A 15,310-nucleotide genomic window follows, 5' to 3' on the forward strand; every position below is an offset into this window, starting at 1 on the left:
CTTCTGCGCTGATAATACTGCAGGTTTCACTTGTGGAAACGTAGGCCTCTGCCAGCTCTTGAGTCTTTTTAAGCCCTTATCTATTTTAACTTTTTACAGTTATCTTAGTTATGGGCTCTTTTTTTTTCTCAACTTTTTATTTCTTACAATAGCTTTAACTTTAACTATTAATATATTATTAACTAAATTTAGATAAAATAAATCAATATTAAAATAAGGAAATTAAATGCTATCATCTTTAAAACAAAAGATTATAGATTATGTATTTACAGTATCTAAGCAACCTATATTATTAAAAGATTTATTAATTGCTAATTCTCAATATTTACAGAAACTTCATGTTGACCCTGTAAAATTAGGATTTCGATTGAAAGTTGGAAGAGCTTATTTAGTTTATATTGCTTTAGTAATTCTATTTACAGTACCTTTTACAGCTATAACACATGGACTTTTCGCAAATCTTGACCCACATGTATCTATTATTGTTGCAATGCTTTTAACGGCTGTTATTTTTATCTTTTTTAATTTCTTTAGAGTATGGTTAGTTGACCAAGTAGCATTAAGTCAGATTAAAAAAGGATGGCAAGTTCATTTTCCTTTTTTTCCATATAAAGAGTATAATCGAAAAATAGATAAAATATTTCAACAATCGAATAAATTAGAATTACCTAAAAAAGATTTACAAAAATATATCTTAGATAACTTAGTTGACTAAGTTATCTATCTATCATATAGTGCTTTAGCACTTGGATTTCTAGTTTTTTTCAATTCCATATCTACATATTTACCCAATAAATTTTGTTGTTTTTTAAAAGCTAAGGTTTGTTTTCTTTTATAAGGAATGTACTCATATATGTAAAATCCAGCTTCATACATGGATAATCTAACAGGCGTAGCAACTGAGTATGTTGTAATTATTGAATCATCATTGCACAAATTATAAAGAAGTGAAAAATACTCTTTAGTCCAAAGTTCATTGTTTACTTCACTTGAAAATGCATCTTGATATATTACATCAAATTTTATATTTAAATCTTTTAACAGTACTCTTGCATCTTTAAAAAAGACTTTAATTTCTATTTGTTCATCTTTGTAATATAAATCTTCACTAATACATTTAATTATATGTTTTAAATTACTAAACTCTTTTGGATAATCAAAATCTTTTAAACTTTTAACAAGCTTTTTGTTAAGCTCAGGTGAGTAAATATTTACTTTTATCTTTAAATTATTTGTTTTTAAATAATACAAAGTTCCAAGAGTGTTATAACCTAAACCATAACATATATCTAAAATATTTAGTTCATGTCTATTTTTATGAAAAGTTATTGCAGGTATTACATGTTTTGTAAGGGTTTCAAAAATAGCACCATCATTTATATTATGATAGTGCTGATTATATTGGCTAGAGTAGAGGGTATTTGAGCCATCATTGGTACTTATAGTTTTATACACTAGATTTCTAACTCTTTTAGTTTTTCTTCTGGTAAATATAACTCTTTATTAGACATTACTCCAATTTTATTATCTAAGATATCTTGCGCAATCTGTTTTGCTTCATCTAGTGAGTGCATTTTATATGTACCACATTGAAATTTATTTAATTCTGGAATATCATTTTGTGATTTAACTTTTAAAACATCTTCCATAGACATTCTCCATGCAGTTGCTACTTCCTCTTCTGTTGGAGAGCCAAGTAAACTCATATAAAAACCAGTTCTACAACCCATAGGAGATACATCAATAATCTCTACATTTTCTGAGTTTAAGTGTTCTCTTATAAATCCTGCAAAAAGATGTTCTAAGGTATGAATTCCTTTTTCTCCCAACATTTTTTCATTTGGCACGCAAAATCTTAAATCAAATACAGTAATAATATCTCCAGATGGAGATTTCATAGTTTTTGCAACTCTAACAGCAGGTGCTGGCATAATTGTGTGGTCAACTCTAAAACTATCTAGTAATGGCATATTAAACCTTTCAATATTTATTGTTTTGAATTTTATCTAAATAAAAGTAAATGGGTAATTAGTATTAAAATATAGTCATATTTTTAAGTTAAAGAAGTGAGGTTTTAAACCTGCACTTCTTCTAGTTTTTCTTCTTCTATCTCATCACTATAATCCATAGAAGCCCATCTTTGTAGCTGTCTATATCTATATTGTGCATCTTTTTTATTTTTTTCAAGTAGAAAATCTGCTTGTTCTGGGTTTAGTTTTTTTAAAGATTTATATCTTGTCTCTTTTAATAAAAACTCTTCATATTTATCCCAGTTTGGTTTCTTTCCAAAAATTTTAATTGGATTTTCACCTTTTTTTATCTTTCTTGGGTCATATGTATAAATAGGCCAATATCCACTATCAGTTGCGAGTTGTCCTTGTTCAACTGATTTCATTAAACCTCCTTGGATCCCATGTGCAATACATGGTGAATAAGCAATAATTAATGATGGTCCATCATACTCTTCAGCTTCTTTCATAGCTTGAAGTGCTTGTTTTTGATTTGCTCTTGAATTGATTTGTGCTATATAAATATTTCCATAAGTCATTGAAATATAACCTAAATCTTTTTTTGCATTTGGTTTTCCATCATTTGTAAAATCTGCAATTGAACCAGCACGTGCAGCTTTAGAAGATTGTCCTCCTGTGTTTGAATAAACTTCAGTATCAACAACTAAAATATTTACATTCTCTCCAGTTGATAAAACATGGTCAACTCCTCCGTATCCAATATCATAAGCCCAACCATCTCCTCCAATCATCCATTGAGATTTTTTTACAAAGAATTTTTTTAAGTTTAGTAACTCTTTCACTCCTTTTAAATCTTGATTTGCTTCAAGTTGAGGAACTAATTTATCTCTTATTTCTTGGGTTTTTGCTCCATTATTTCTATTTTCTAACCACTCTTTATATAAAACTTTTAATGGATTGTTTACTTCATCCATACTATTTATCATAATTTTTGCAACTCTATTTCTAATTGTTTCCATTGCAGCATACATTCCATATCCAAACTCTGCATTATCTTCAAATAAAGAGTTTGCCCATGCTGGACCTTCTCCTTTTTCATTTTTTGTATATGGTGTAGATGGAGCAGAACCTGAATAAATAGATGAGCAACCAGTTGCATTTGCAATCATCATTCTATCCCCAAATAGTTGAGTAGCTAGCGTAATATATGGTGTTTCTCCACAACCTGGACAAGCAGAGTGATATTCAAATAATGGTTTTGCAAATTGAGAGTTTTTAACATTTGTAGGTTCAACTAAATAATCCTTATATGAAACATCATTGAATAAATAATCAGCATTCTCTTGTTCATGATTATCTTCTTCAATTGAGTATGGCACCATTTTCAATGATTTCTCTTTTGTAGGACAAATATCAACACAAATATTGCAACCTGTACAGTCTAAAATAGAAACTTGAATTTTATATTTTAAATCTTTATCTTTAAACTCTTTTCCTTTTGCATCAAGTGCGTGTTCTTTTACTCCTTGAGGAGCATTTTTAAACTCTTCTTCATCCATTAAAAAAGGCCTAATTACTGCATGTGGGCATTCAAAAGCACATTGGTTACACTGAATACATGTGTCACTATTCCATTGAGGAACCATAGTTGCAATACCTCTTTTTTCATACTCAGTTGAACCATTTTCAAAAGTTCCACACTCCATTCCTAGTTCAACAATAGTAGATACAGGTATCTCATCACCTTTTGCAGCATTTACAACTTTTGCAAATTGTTCAACATACTCGCTTCCATTGTATTTTGAATTAATTGTTAAAGAACCACCTTCAAGATTTGACCACTCTTTTTTTACATCAACTTTTTCAACACCATGTTCTCCTTGGTCAATTGCTTGATAGTTCATATTTACTATCTCTTCACCTTTATTTCCATATGCTTTTTTAGCATACTCTTTCATATACTCTTTCGCTTCTTCATATGGAATAACATTTGCAAGTTTAAAAAATGCTGCTTGCATAATAGTGTTTGTTCTATTTCCTAAACCAATATCATGAGCTAATCTTGTTGCATTTATTATATAAAAGTTTATATTTTTATCTGCAAGAAGTTTTTTTACTCTATTTGGTAGTTTATTCTCTATTTCATCTTTTGAATGGATTGAGTTTAATAAAAAAGTTCCATTTTGTTTTAACTTATCAATTACTTCATATTGTTCTAAATATACCTCTTTAGAACAGGCCACAAAACTTGGGTTTGATACAAGATAAGTTGATCTAATAGGATTTTTACTAAATCTTAAGTGAGACCTTGTATATCCACCACTTTTTTTAGAGTCATATGCAAAATAGGCTTGTGCGTAAAGATCTGTTTTATCACCAATAATTTTTACAGAGTTTTTATTTGCACCTACAGTTCCATCTGCTCCTAAACCATAAAATAAACATTCAGTTACATCTTCAACAATTGGAATATTGTTTTTTACTTCTATTGAAGTATGAGTTACATCATCAATAATTCCAACTGTGAAATTATCTTTTGAAGTTTTACTTGCAAGGTTATCAAAAAGTGCTATGATTTGATTTGGTGGAACATCTTTAGAAGATAAACCATATCTTCCTCCAATAATTTTTGGTTGATTTTTTTGTCCATAAAATAGTGCTTTAACATCTAAATATAAAGGTTCCCCTAAACTTCCTGGTTCTTTTGTTCTATCAATAACACAGATTCTTTCTACACTTAGTGGTAAAGCATTCATAAAGTATTTTGCTGAAAAAGGACGATATAAATGTACACTTAAAAGACCAACTTTTCTTTTTTCTTCTTTTCTTAGATAATCAATTGTTTCTTTAATTGTTTCAGTAACAGAACCCATAGCTACAATAATATCTGTTGCATTTTCATCACCATAATAAGTAAAAGGTGCATAATCTCTTCCTGTAACTTTAGATATTTCACTCATATATTCATTTACAATATCAGGAAGTTGATTATAGTATCTATTTGCTGCTTCTCTCCCTTGAAAATATATATCATCGTTTTGTGCAGTTCCTCTTGTAATTGGTGATTCAGGATTAAGTGAATTGTCTCTAAATTTTTGTACAGCTTCATAATCAAGTAATTTATCAAATACTTCATATGGCATTACTTCAACTTTATTAATCTCATGAGATGTTCTAAAGCCATCAAAAAAGTGTAAAAAAGGAACTTTCCCTTTAATAGCACTAAGGTGAGCTATTCCTCCTAAATCCATAACCTCTTGTACAGAACCAGTTGCAAGCATTGCAAAACCAGTTGCTCTTGCACTCATTACATCTTGGTGGTCTCCAAAGATAGATAATGCATGAGTTGCTAGTGCCCTAGCACTTACATGTATAACACCAGGTAATAATTGACCTGCAACTTTATACATATTTGGAATTTTTAAAAGAAGTCCTTGAGAAGCTGTATAAGTAGTTGTAAGTGCCCCTGCTTGTAAAGAACCATGGAAAGTTCCTGCTGCACCTGCCTCACTTTGCATCTCTATTACTTTTACAGTAGAACCAAAAAGATTCTCTTTACCTTGAGTAGCCCATTTTTCTGTTATGTCTCCCATTTGTGAAGAGGGTGTGATAGGATATACTCCTGCTACTTCTGTAAAAGCATATGAAACATATGCAGCAGCCTCATTCCCATCCATTGTAGCAAATTTTTTAACCATTATCTATCCTTATAATACTATCAATTTTATAGATAATAATTAAAGTTTACTTAATAAAGTATTAATTATTTAAATAATAAGGTTGCTTTTATAACTATATTTTTGAGATATTTTTAATTAATTTTACTGCTTCATATGAGTTTTGTACTATATGTTGAGTATGCTCTTTTAATGAATCTTCTTCTCCATATCCACATAAAACTCCTACACTATTTACTCCAGCACTATTTGCAGCGATTAAATCTAATTTTGTATCTCCTACCATCCAAACATTACTTGTTTTATTTAAATTCATTAAATCAAGTGTTTTATGAATTGGCTCAGGGTGAGGTTTTGGATTTTCAACATTTTCTCTTCCTATTATATGTTCAAAATAGTGTAATATATCAAGATGTTTTAAAAGAGGAGTAGTATAAAGTGCTGTTTTTGTTGTTACAATTGATAATCTTGCAAATTTAGATGCAAACTCTAAACACTCTTTTACTTCTTCTAATAGTGTAGTTTGTTCAAGTGAAACAGTTCTGTATTTTTGTTTATATGCATCTACAAAATCCCATACTCTTTCATCTTCTACTCCTAAATCTTTATACATAATATCTAAAGGATAACCAATAAGTTTTTTTATATGTTCATCTTCACCTTGAAAATCATATGATAGTTCTTCAAATGTATGTCTAAAACAGCTAATAATTGCATTTGTAGAATCGATTAATGTTCCATCTAAATCAAATAGTATGATATTGTTTTCTTTCAATTTTATTCCTTATTTATTTTTTCCCAATGAATTTGATTGTGCATTATACCTAAAAATGTAGGTTCAATATTTTTAATATCTTTATTTACTACAGTTATTGAGTTTGGAATAAATAAAAATAAGTAGGGTAAGTCATTTGTTATTTTTCTAAATATTTTTTTATAAATTTTCGAGAGTTGCTTTTTATTTATCGTTTTTGCACCTTTTTCAATTAGTTTATCTATTGATTTATTTTCATATCCAACAAAATTAAATCTTCCTATTTTTTGCGAGTCACTATGCCAGATAGGATAAGCATCTGGCATTAGAGGAAGTGACCATGCAAGAAGTAGGCTTTCAAATTTTCTTGGATGTACTACTGTATTTAAAAAAGCCTGCCACTCTACAACTCTAATTTTCACATTTACATTTACTTTTTTAAGTTGATGTTGTAAAATTTGAGCTGCATTTATTCTTATATCATTTCCCGTATTTGTTATTAATTCAAACTTTAATGGATTATTCTTGTCATAACCAGCCTCTTTTAATAAAGCTTTTGCTTTTTTTATATTTTGTTTTATAGGTTTTACAGATTCATCATATGCAAAGCTTCCTGGCAAAAAAGGACCATTACAAACTTTACCATGTCCAAAAAATAGAATATCTACCATTTCTTGCCTATTTATGGCTAAAGATAGGGCTTGCCTAACTTTTATATCTTGAAACTTTTTATTTTTTAAGTTAAATGCCATATATGTATATGAAAATGCAGGTTCTTCAATTATTTTATAATTATCAAAAAAATCTTTTGTAAGTTGTCTATCAATTTGTATAGGGGTTAAAGAAGAAATATCTAGCTTTTTTTGTTTTAACATTAAAAAAGAAGTAGTGGTATCAGGATAAAATTTATAATGAATTTTATCAATTTTGGGTTTGCCTTCAAAATAGTTTTTATTTGCATATAAAACTATATCTGATGAGTTTTTTAACTCTTTTAATTTATAAGGTCCTGTTCCAATAGGTTGCTTATTAAATTTGCTTGTCATTAAATTTTTTTCATCTTTTAATATATGATATGGCAAAAGACCAATTAACCAAATTTCCAAAGCTTTAAAATAAGGTTCTTTATACTCTATTTGTAGAGTATATTTATCTATAAGTTTTACATCTTTTACTTTTTTGTAATTTGAAGCAATTGAAGTATAAACTTTTGGATTTTTAATAGTTTCATAAGTAAATAAAGCATCTTTTGCTGTTACTTCAACTCCATCATGCCAAAGTACACCTTTTTTTAACTCTATTATTAGTTTTGTATCAGTTTGAAAATAGAAGTTTTTTGCAATATCAGGTACAATATTTCCATATTTATCATATTTTAATAAACCATTAAAAAGCCATTGGCTGATTTGGCTACTTGCACTATCATTTGATAATATGGGATTTAATCTACTAGGACTTGAGCTAATTGATAGATTTAATGTACTTGCAAATAAAAAATTAAAAATAAACAGAGTTAAAAGAATTATTTTTTTCATAATGTATTGTAGTGTTTTTTTTTAAAAAAATGCATAAAAAAAGGAAGCAAATATTTTGCTTCCTTATAAACTTTTAATAAAAACAGTCTTTTTTTAAAAACTAGTTGGGATTGTATTTTTTTGTCTATTTATGCCACTGCTTTTAGAAAGTTTTCTTCTTTTTTCATAATCTCTTTTATAAATATACCGAATTCTTTTAAAATTGTTTGTTTTGAATTAATTATTATATCTTCGCTAAAATTATTAATCCAAGCTTTGGGATGGTTATTAAAGAACTCTTTTCTTATTTTAAGAAATTTATTTACTTCTTCTATATTATCAATTTTATATGATTCAATTATCAATAATGATAAATAGTAAAGATATTGAAACTCAAATCCTATAAAATCGTCGGGAAAGTGATTTAAGTTTTGAACTTCAATTCCTACTTGAGAATAATAATCTCTTACTTGGTAAGTGAATTTTCCCATAAGTAGATTTTCATTTAATCTATAAGAAGATTCAAAAGGCATAGCTAAAGGTTTTTCAGGTCCTACAAATAATCTATTATAGTCCCATCTTGCCTCATTTACCATATTATTATTTAACTCTTCAATCAATTGAATAAAGTTGCTATTTTTTAAATCCATGTTTAGGTCATTAGATTTTTCTTTAAAGGAAGATACATTTTCGTTTGTCCATTGATTGAAAAAAAGTATTCTTAATAAATCATAGGCTTTTGACAAATCTTCGCAATCTTTAACTATCTTTTCCATTTCGAATCCTTATTTTTCTTCTTCTTTGTTTTCTTCTTTTATTATATTCTGTTTTTTTAGTCTTTCATACCAATAAATATGGTGTTTTTTAATATGTTCAATACTCATCTCTCCTGTTTGGAACATTGCTTTAAATGCAGGTAAATTTGATGGTAATAATGCAAAAAGAACATGCACCATTAAAATAAATCCTAGCATTAAGAAACTAAAAGAGTGAAGAGTAGTTATAAGTTCAGCTGTTCTTAATGATAAAGCATCTATATAGATATTTTTATAAACTAGAATAAATCCTGTAACTATTAGTGCAGTAACAAAAAAATACATAGCCCAAGCTGCTGCTTTTTGACCTATGTTGTATTTTCCAAATTTTGCTGGTTTATTTTCAACATAATGTAGTTTCATTTGTTTAATTCCATCTTTTATTGCTTCTATACCCCATTTTTCAGGCCATATACTTAACTCTTTTAATCTTCTTAGCATAACTACTGCAAATATAAATGCTGTTAATGCTAATAAAAATCCACTTACCCAATGTAGTGTTCTAAAAATCATTAGTCCTGTTATTAAAGGCTCATTGTTTTTTAGTACTACACTTGCAGGATAACCTACATAGTAAGCTAAAAAGCTAAATGTTTTAGAAAAAAATGGTAACCCCGTTATAATTAATGTTATTGTTTGTATTAATATAAACTTGTGAGTTGTCATTATCAATGGATGATACGCTTTTACTGTTTTCATAATCTTTCTCCAATCTATTAAGTTAAATTTTTAGTGTAAATTCTTTTCTTTTCATACCTGTTACAAATTTTGGATAAAATCGTGTTGATGGTACATAAGAATTTGCTTTAAATCCAACAACTTCTTTTTCCATTCCTGCTCTATTGGCTAAATCTGTTTCAATGATGCTTAATACACCCATAGGACATGCTGTTACACAAGCAGGAAGTTCACCTCTATCAAGTCTTTCAGCACACATATTACATTTTTGAGCTTTATTTTCTTGACCTAATAAAGTAATAGCATTATATTCACAACTTTGAGCACAGTAACCACAACCAATGCACTTATCTCTATTTAACTCTACAATACCATCTTCTCTTACTGTATATGCTTCTGCTGGACAAACTTCTGCACAAATTGGATTTTCACAGTGGTTACATGAATGTGTTAAAAATAGACTTTTAATGTTTCCATTTTGAACTACTTCATATTCGTCAACTTTTCTCCAATTTATTTCTGGTTCTTGCTTATGATAAGTTTGACACGCAACTTCACAGGCTTTACATCCTATACAAAAATCTTGGTCAAATAGAAAACTTTTTCTTACTTTTTTCATTTTATATTCCTTTATGCTTTTTCAACTTCAATAAATGATGCAGTATATGTTGAACCTTGTCCTAAATCACTAATACCATCACTACATAAAATATTAGCTCCTGTATCTGTTTTTGTAACTTTGCACCAAATATTATTCCATGCATAAGTAATGCCAGGATTCATCTCAGTTGAAATTCTAACTCTAAAAAATGCTTTACCTTTTTCGTTTCTAGCACATACAACAGTACCCTCTTTTATATTTCTTGAATTTGCATCTACTTTATTCATAAATAGTTCTGGGTAACCATCATATAATACTCTTGGTAGAATATATTTATTTGTTCCCCAATTTGAATTATTTTGTAGTTGTGTTCCAGGAGTCATAAAATATAATGGATATTTTTTTAGATAACTTTTTCCAAATTCATTTTGTGCTTCATAATAATCCCAATCTGTTTCAAGGTCAATAACTGGATGAAATCCTGAATCTTTAAAATATTGAGAATAAAGTTCTGCTTTTCCAGAAGGTGTTTTAAATTTAAGATCTGTTGGTTTACAATATGGATAATAAGGAAAATGCTCTTTCATTGTTTCTACTGTTCTTATAGGTTTTACTTGTCCTTCTTTTACTAATCTTTCGTAAGTTATTCCTTGTTTCTTACTAAAAGGAGTATCTAGCATCTTTTTTATAACTACTTTTGGATCATTGATATTAAAACATTCATCTGTATATCCCATAGCTTTTGCAATTCCATTGAAAATTTCTAAATTAATTTTACTCTCACCAACTAATTTTGCTGCTGCTGCGTTATAACAAACATAACCAGAAATTTGGTCATTTTGAACATCTTCAGATTCTAAAAAAGTTCCTGCAGGTAGAACTAAATCTGCATAATCAACAGTATCCGTATGGAAAGGGTCTAATACAATTAAATAAAAGTCATCATCTTCCATTAATCTTTTTTTAATTAAATCAGAGTTTGGTGCAGTAGTAATCATACTAGTGTTATAATGTATAACTGCTCTTAAAGGAGTAGGAAGAGTTACTTCTTTATAAACTTGAGATTCTGTATCTAAACTTGTTGGGTTATTGAGTCTTAAGGCTCTACCAAATTGTACATAATTTGCAGTTTGTCTTTTGATTTTTTCTCCATTTTCATCTTTTGGAGATAAATCAGGCATTACTTTACTAAAGTCATAGCATGGATTTAAGTTTGTGTAAGCCCAAAATAGTCCAGCACCTTTTTTGTTTAATGCTCCTACTAAAACAGGTAAAAATGTAACTGCTCTAACAAGTCTAGCTCCATTAAAGTGTCTTTGACCACCATCACCATGGGCAATTGCAGGTCTTTTAGCCGCTGCATATATTTTTGCAAACTCAATAATCTCTTCTGGCGTAATTTCACATGCTTTTGCTAACTCTTCTAATGAATACTCTTTAGTCTCTTTTACTAATTCATCAAAACCAAGCGCATATTTAGATACAAACTCTTTATCATATAAGTTTCTTTCAATAAGAACTTTACATACACCTAAACAAAAATAAGGGTCTGTTGAAGGTTTTAGTTGTATAAACATATCTGAATTATTTGCCATTGGCGTTCTAACAGAGTTTATAGTAACTAATTTACCTCCATTTTTTCTTCTTACATCTTGACCAAATCTAGCCCAGTGTACAGCTGTATAAGCTTCATTTGAACCCCATGTAACATATAAATCTGAATCCACTGTTTCAAGCATATCTTTTGAATATGGTGTACCAATAACACTTGGAGTTCCTTGATATCTTGGCCAATCACATGGATTTCTAACTAATCTTGTTGCACCAATTTTTTCAAGTAAATTACCAGGAGCGATAGTTTTTGAGATGTGACCTTCATTACCAGAATAAACCATTTCTCCAATAGCTTCTCCACCATATTTATTTTTAATTTCAGTTAATTTTTTTCCTGCAAGTTTAAAAGCTTCGTCCCATGAGATTCTCTCCCATTTACCTTCTTTTCTTTTTCCTACTCTTTTCATAGGGTATAGTATTCTATTTGGCTGATATAAATATTCTCTATAAGTATTACCTTTTACACAAGGATGACCTTTTGTAACAGGATGCGCTTTATTTCCTTGAATATCTATCATTACACCATTTTGTACTTCTGCAACTAAAGAACATGCATCTCTACAGTTTCTAGGACATGTTACAAAATGATATTCAGATGCGCCATTTGTTTGAGTGGGTTTATAATCTACCTTATCATATTTTGTAGATGTATATGACATTCCAAATAGTGGTACACTAACTAAACATGCAGTAGTTCCTTTTACAAAACTTCTTCTACCATTATTAATATTTGAAGCTCCCATAATATTTTCCTTCTTTTTCATGAAATTAAATACTTCTTCATTTAAGAAGAAGTATTTTTTTATTTAAGTATATAAAGTTTATTTTTGCCATCTTGGTAACTAACTATATTGATATTTCCATCAACAAAATCAATAGCTCTTGCATTTGTTATTTTGCTTGGGTATGAATATGTTTTCACAATTTCTTCAGTTTTAGGATTAATCTGTAAAATTGTGTTGTAGTTTTTACTTAATGCATATAACATACCATCTTTTTTGGCAAGTCCAGTAATGTAGTAATCACCTAATCCTTTATTATTTCTTGTTTGTATATTTGAAGCTAAAGTTGGTGTATATTCTCCAGATAGAACCCCATCAATATTTGATTGTTTTATAACAACAAAATTCTTTTGTAAGTTACTTGGAACACTAATTGTATAACTATAATCTCCTAAGCTTACGAAGCTATTTACATAGTTTGTATTTGCTCTTACTGTTCTAAAAGAGTTTTTCTCAATAGCGACAAATTTATCAGCACCCTCTTTAAAGTGTGCAAATCCTTCTACTTCATCAGCATTTACAGGATCATATTTTACAATTGCATAAGTTTTATTTGTTCCCATAATTTTTATATTTTCATTATCCATAATATCAATATCTGCAAAATTTGTCATAAATGGGAAATAGAAACTATCTAAAATTAAATGTGTATGAATATTGTTTAAATCTTTATTTGTAAGATACATTCCCCAATCTTGAGTTGCAATGGCAAATTGATTAGTTTTTTTATTAAATCTAATACCACTAATAGGTGAATTTAAATCAAGATTAATATTTTTTTCTGATACTAAATTTAGTTTAGTTGTTATATGTAAAGGTGAATTATTTACATTATGGTCAAACTCCATGTAATTAGCTTTTTGCGCTGGTAAATCAGGAGTATCTACACCAAATGGACCTCTCCATGTTGGAGCAGAAAATGCATTTGGTAATAAACTACTCCAACTATTATACTTAGGATTAAAAGTAAATCTAGCTGGTGAATCAGGTGCAGTAAAAGGTGGTGGTCCAGCTGCAATAAAGGCTTGTACTGCATTGGAAGTTGTTACTACCATAAATGTAACAAATGCAAACTTATTTACTTTTGTTAAATTTCTATAGTTTAATTTTACTAAAACTTCTTGGTCTGTTTTTAAATTAGCAAAAGCTAGAATTAAACCAAGTACAATTAAAACAGCCCAAAAAACTATTCCAGCCCAAATTTGTGTATGAATATTAAAAATTGGTAATGCTTGACCTTGTCCTATATCCATTTGAGCATACCATCCTAAATGCCAAAAAGCATTCCAAATACCAAAGGCAGAAACCATTATAATAAGAGCTAAATATTTCATTCTTAGACCATATCTTATTATAAATAAAGCTCCTGCTGCTACAACAATCATATTAATTCTAAGTGCCCAACAACTTGTACAAGGTGCATCTCCTAAGATGTAACCAAATATCATGTTAGCAACGGCTACTGGCCCTGCCATAACACCTAAAACTGCAAAAGACATAAGTACATATAAATTTATATTTTTTCTCATAAAGAACTCCTATAAATTAAATGCAGGTAATACATTATATTGAATATCAATTGCATAGAATACAAAAGCGACTAATATTGCGGTAAAGGCTAATAAATTAAAAGCCAACTTCTCTTTTTCTGGTTTTTTATACACCAGATACGATACATACAGTAATAAACATAATTCTAGGAATTCCATTAATTACCTCCTCTTATTCTCTAAACTTAAATATTAATTAATTAATTAAGTAGTAATATATTTTAACAATATTCTATTTTTTTTCATATAAAACACTATTTTTTATCTATTACTATATAAAAAGACGCTATTATTAAAAGTAGTAAATCCTTATATATAGCTTATCTAAGCTTAAAGCTTAAATATTAATTAATTAATAAAGTAATTATATATTTTAATAATATTGAATACTATACAAAAAATGCTATGTTATGTCTATTAATATACAAAAAATGCTATAGTTCAAAATTTAGAGGAGATGCAAAATATGAAATCACTTAATTTATCTAATTATAATTTGCACATAGAAAAAGTATTAGATGAAATTGAATGTAATTTAAATCATAATTTATCAATTGAAAAGCTTTCTCATTTGGCAGGTTATTCACCTTTTCATTTTCAAAGATTGTTTAAAGATTATGTTGGAGAAAGCGTTCATCAATATATAAAAAGATTAAGAGTAGAAAAAACTGCGTTGATGTTAAAATATCAATACAATAATGTAACAGACTCAGCAATAAGAACAGGTTTTAATAATAATATTTCACTTACTAGAGCTTTTAAGAGTATTTATAACTGTTCTCCTAAAGAGTATAAAGATAGATTTCGTACATTTAATAAAAAATATGACACTCCATCTTTTAAAGTTGTAAATATTGATGATTTTAAGGTTTTCTTTGTACGAGTATGTGGAGATTATCACTACTCAGAAAGAGCGTCCTGGATGGAAGTAGAGAATAATTTTTGTGAATTATCCCAAAATAATCTACAATATATATCAATTTGCTATAACGAACCATCAATTACTCTTCAAAAAACAAACTTAAGATACGAAGCTTGCATACTATTTGAAAAAAATAAACATTCACATATTGCAAATTTACCAATAAAAACTATAAGAGGTGGAAAATATGCTAAATTCTCTTTTACGGGTACTTTAGGAGAATTTGACAATTTCTTCAATATTGTATTTGATACTTTTTATCATGATAAGAATTATCAAATATCATTAAAACCATCTTTTCAACTTCATCATAATTCATATAGAGATTTATTATTTGGTACTACGACAACTGATTTGTTTATACCTATTGATTAGTATTTTTAGTGCATAAAAAAAGGAAGCAAAATATTTTGCTTCCTTTGTAAAATATTCG

At 28.4% G+C, this 15,310-nt stretch carries 12 protein-coding genes; 2 read left to right on the plus strand and 10 right to left on the minus strand.

What is annotated here, in order from left to right; all coding sequences use genetic code 11:
- Window positions 1–226: 226 nt before the first annotated feature.
- Entirely contained in the window at window positions 227–715 is a 489-nt protein-coding gene (locus tag CP960_RS09075; RefSeq protein ID WP_101185099.1) for a hypothetical protein, read from the plus strand.
- A 5-nt stretch (window positions 716–720) separates the two neighbouring features.
- Here CP960_RS09075 and CP960_RS09080 read toward each other — a convergent pair whose 3' ends face one another.
- From CP960_RS09080 to CP960_RS09125, 10 genes are all read right to left on the minus strand, one after another.
- On the minus strand, window positions 721–1,455 hold the full coding sequence (locus CP960_RS09080; protein ID WP_101185100.1) for a tRNA (5-methylaminomethyl-2-thiouridine)(34)-methyltransferase MnmD: 735 nt from the start codon (window positions 1,453–1,455) through the stop codon (window positions 721–723).
- A complete protein-coding gene (gene luxS, locus CP960_RS09085; RefSeq protein ID WP_101185101.1) occupies window positions 1,455–1,970 on the minus strand; it encodes an S-ribosylhomocysteine lyase in 516 nt (171 codons plus the stop codon). The genes CP960_RS09080 and luxS overlap by 1 nt, the downstream gene beginning before the upstream one ends.
- A gap of 104 nt (window positions 1,971–2,074) precedes the next feature.
- On the minus strand, window positions 2,075–5,668 hold the full coding sequence (gene nifJ / locus CP960_RS09090) for a pyruvate:ferredoxin (flavodoxin) oxidoreductase (protein WP_101185102.1): 3,594 nt from the start codon (window positions 5,666–5,668) through the stop codon (window positions 2,075–2,077).
- A gap of 94 nt (window positions 5,669–5,762) precedes the next feature.
- Window positions 5,763–6,422: an HAD family hydrolase gene (locus CP960_RS09095; RefSeq protein ID WP_101185103.1), complete on the minus strand. Its 660-nt coding sequence runs from the start codon at window positions 6,420–6,422 to the stop codon at window positions 5,763–5,765.
- A 2-nt stretch (window positions 6,423–6,424) separates the two neighbouring features.
- Window positions 6,425–7,936 (minus strand): peptide-binding protein, encoded by a 1,512-nt coding sequence (locus tag CP960_RS09100; RefSeq protein WP_101185104.1) that lies wholly within the window; start codon window positions 7,934–7,936, stop codon window positions 6,425–6,427.
- 128 nt (window positions 7,937–8,064) lie between these two features.
- On the minus strand, window positions 8,065–8,691 hold the full coding sequence (locus tag CP960_RS09105) for a TorD/DmsD family molecular chaperone (protein WP_101185105.1): 627 nt from the start codon (window positions 8,689–8,691) through the stop codon (window positions 8,065–8,067).
- A 9-nt stretch (window positions 8,692–8,700) separates the two neighbouring features.
- Window positions 8,701–9,429: a cytochrome b/b6 domain-containing protein gene (locus tag CP960_RS09110; protein WP_101185106.1), complete on the minus strand. Its 729-nt coding sequence runs from the start codon at window positions 9,427–9,429 to the stop codon at window positions 8,701–8,703.
- 22 nt (window positions 9,430–9,451) lie between these two features.
- Window positions 9,452–10,027: a 4Fe-4S dicluster domain-containing protein gene (locus CP960_RS09115; RefSeq protein WP_101185107.1), complete on the minus strand. Its 576-nt coding sequence runs from the start codon at window positions 10,025–10,027 to the stop codon at window positions 9,452–9,454.
- Window positions 10,028–10,038: 11 nt separating this feature from the next.
- Entirely contained in the window at window positions 10,039–12,366 is a 2,328-nt protein-coding gene (locus tag CP960_RS09120) for a molybdopterin-containing oxidoreductase family protein (protein ID WP_101185108.1), read from the minus strand.
- A gap of 59 nt (window positions 12,367–12,425) precedes the next feature.
- Window positions 12,426–13,934 (minus strand): disulfide bond formation protein B, encoded by a 1,509-nt coding sequence (locus tag CP960_RS09125; RefSeq protein ID WP_101185109.1) that lies wholly within the window; start codon window positions 13,932–13,934, stop codon window positions 12,426–12,428.
- A 487-nt stretch (window positions 13,935–14,421) separates the two neighbouring features.
- Between CP960_RS09125 and CP960_RS09130 the strand changes: the two genes are divergently transcribed.
- The gene (locus tag CP960_RS09130) at window positions 14,422–15,252 is read left to right on the plus strand and encodes an AraC family transcriptional regulator (protein WP_162919051.1); all 831 of its coding nucleotides are present in this window, start codon (window positions 14,422–14,424) and stop codon (window positions 15,250–15,252) included.
- Window positions 15,253–15,310 lie beyond the last annotated feature (58 nt).

The sequence above is a fragment of the Malaciobacter halophilus genome, from assembly GCF_002837275.1.
In the GTDB taxonomy this organism is placed as follows: domain Bacteria; phylum Campylobacterota; class Campylobacteria; order Campylobacterales; family Arcobacteraceae; genus Malaciobacter; species Malaciobacter halophilus.

Bases quoted from the DNA above. Each gene is read 5' to 3' on its own strand.
- CP960_RS09075 (WP_101185099.1), top strand. From the start codon at position 227: ATGCTATCATCTTTAAAACAAAAGATTATAGATTATGTATTTACAGTA.
- luxS (WP_101185101.1), bottom strand. From the start codon at position 1,970: ATGCCATTACTAGATAGTTTTAGAGTTGACCACACAATTATGCCAGCA.
- nifJ (WP_101185102.1), bottom strand. From the start codon at position 5,668: ATGGTTAAAAAATTTGCTACAATGGATGGGAATGAGGCTGCTGCATAT.
- CP960_RS09100 (WP_101185104.1), bottom strand. From the start codon at position 7,936: ATGAAAAAAATAATTCTTTTAACTCTGTTTATTTTTAATTTTTTATTT.
- CP960_RS09105 (WP_101185105.1), bottom strand. From the start codon at position 8,691: ATGGAAAAGATAGTTAAAGATTGCGAAGATTTGTCAAAAGCCTATGAT.
- CP960_RS09110 (WP_101185106.1), bottom strand. From the start codon at position 9,429: ATGAAAACAGTAAAAGCGTATCATCCATTGATAATGACAACTCACAAG.
- CP960_RS09115 (WP_101185107.1), bottom strand. From the start codon at position 10,027: ATGAAAAAAGTAAGAAAAAGTTTTCTATTTGACCAAGATTTTTGTATA.
- CP960_RS09120 (WP_101185108.1), bottom strand. From the start codon at position 12,366: ATGGGAGCTTCAAATATTAATAATGGTAGAAGAAGTTTTGTAAAAGGA.
- CP960_RS09125 (WP_101185109.1), bottom strand. From the start codon at position 13,934: ATGAGAAAAAATATAAATTTATATGTACTTATGTCTTTTGCAGTTTTA.
- CP960_RS09130 (WP_162919051.1), top strand. From the start codon at position 14,422: ATGAAATCACTTAATTTATCTAATTATAATTTGCACATAGAAAAAGTA.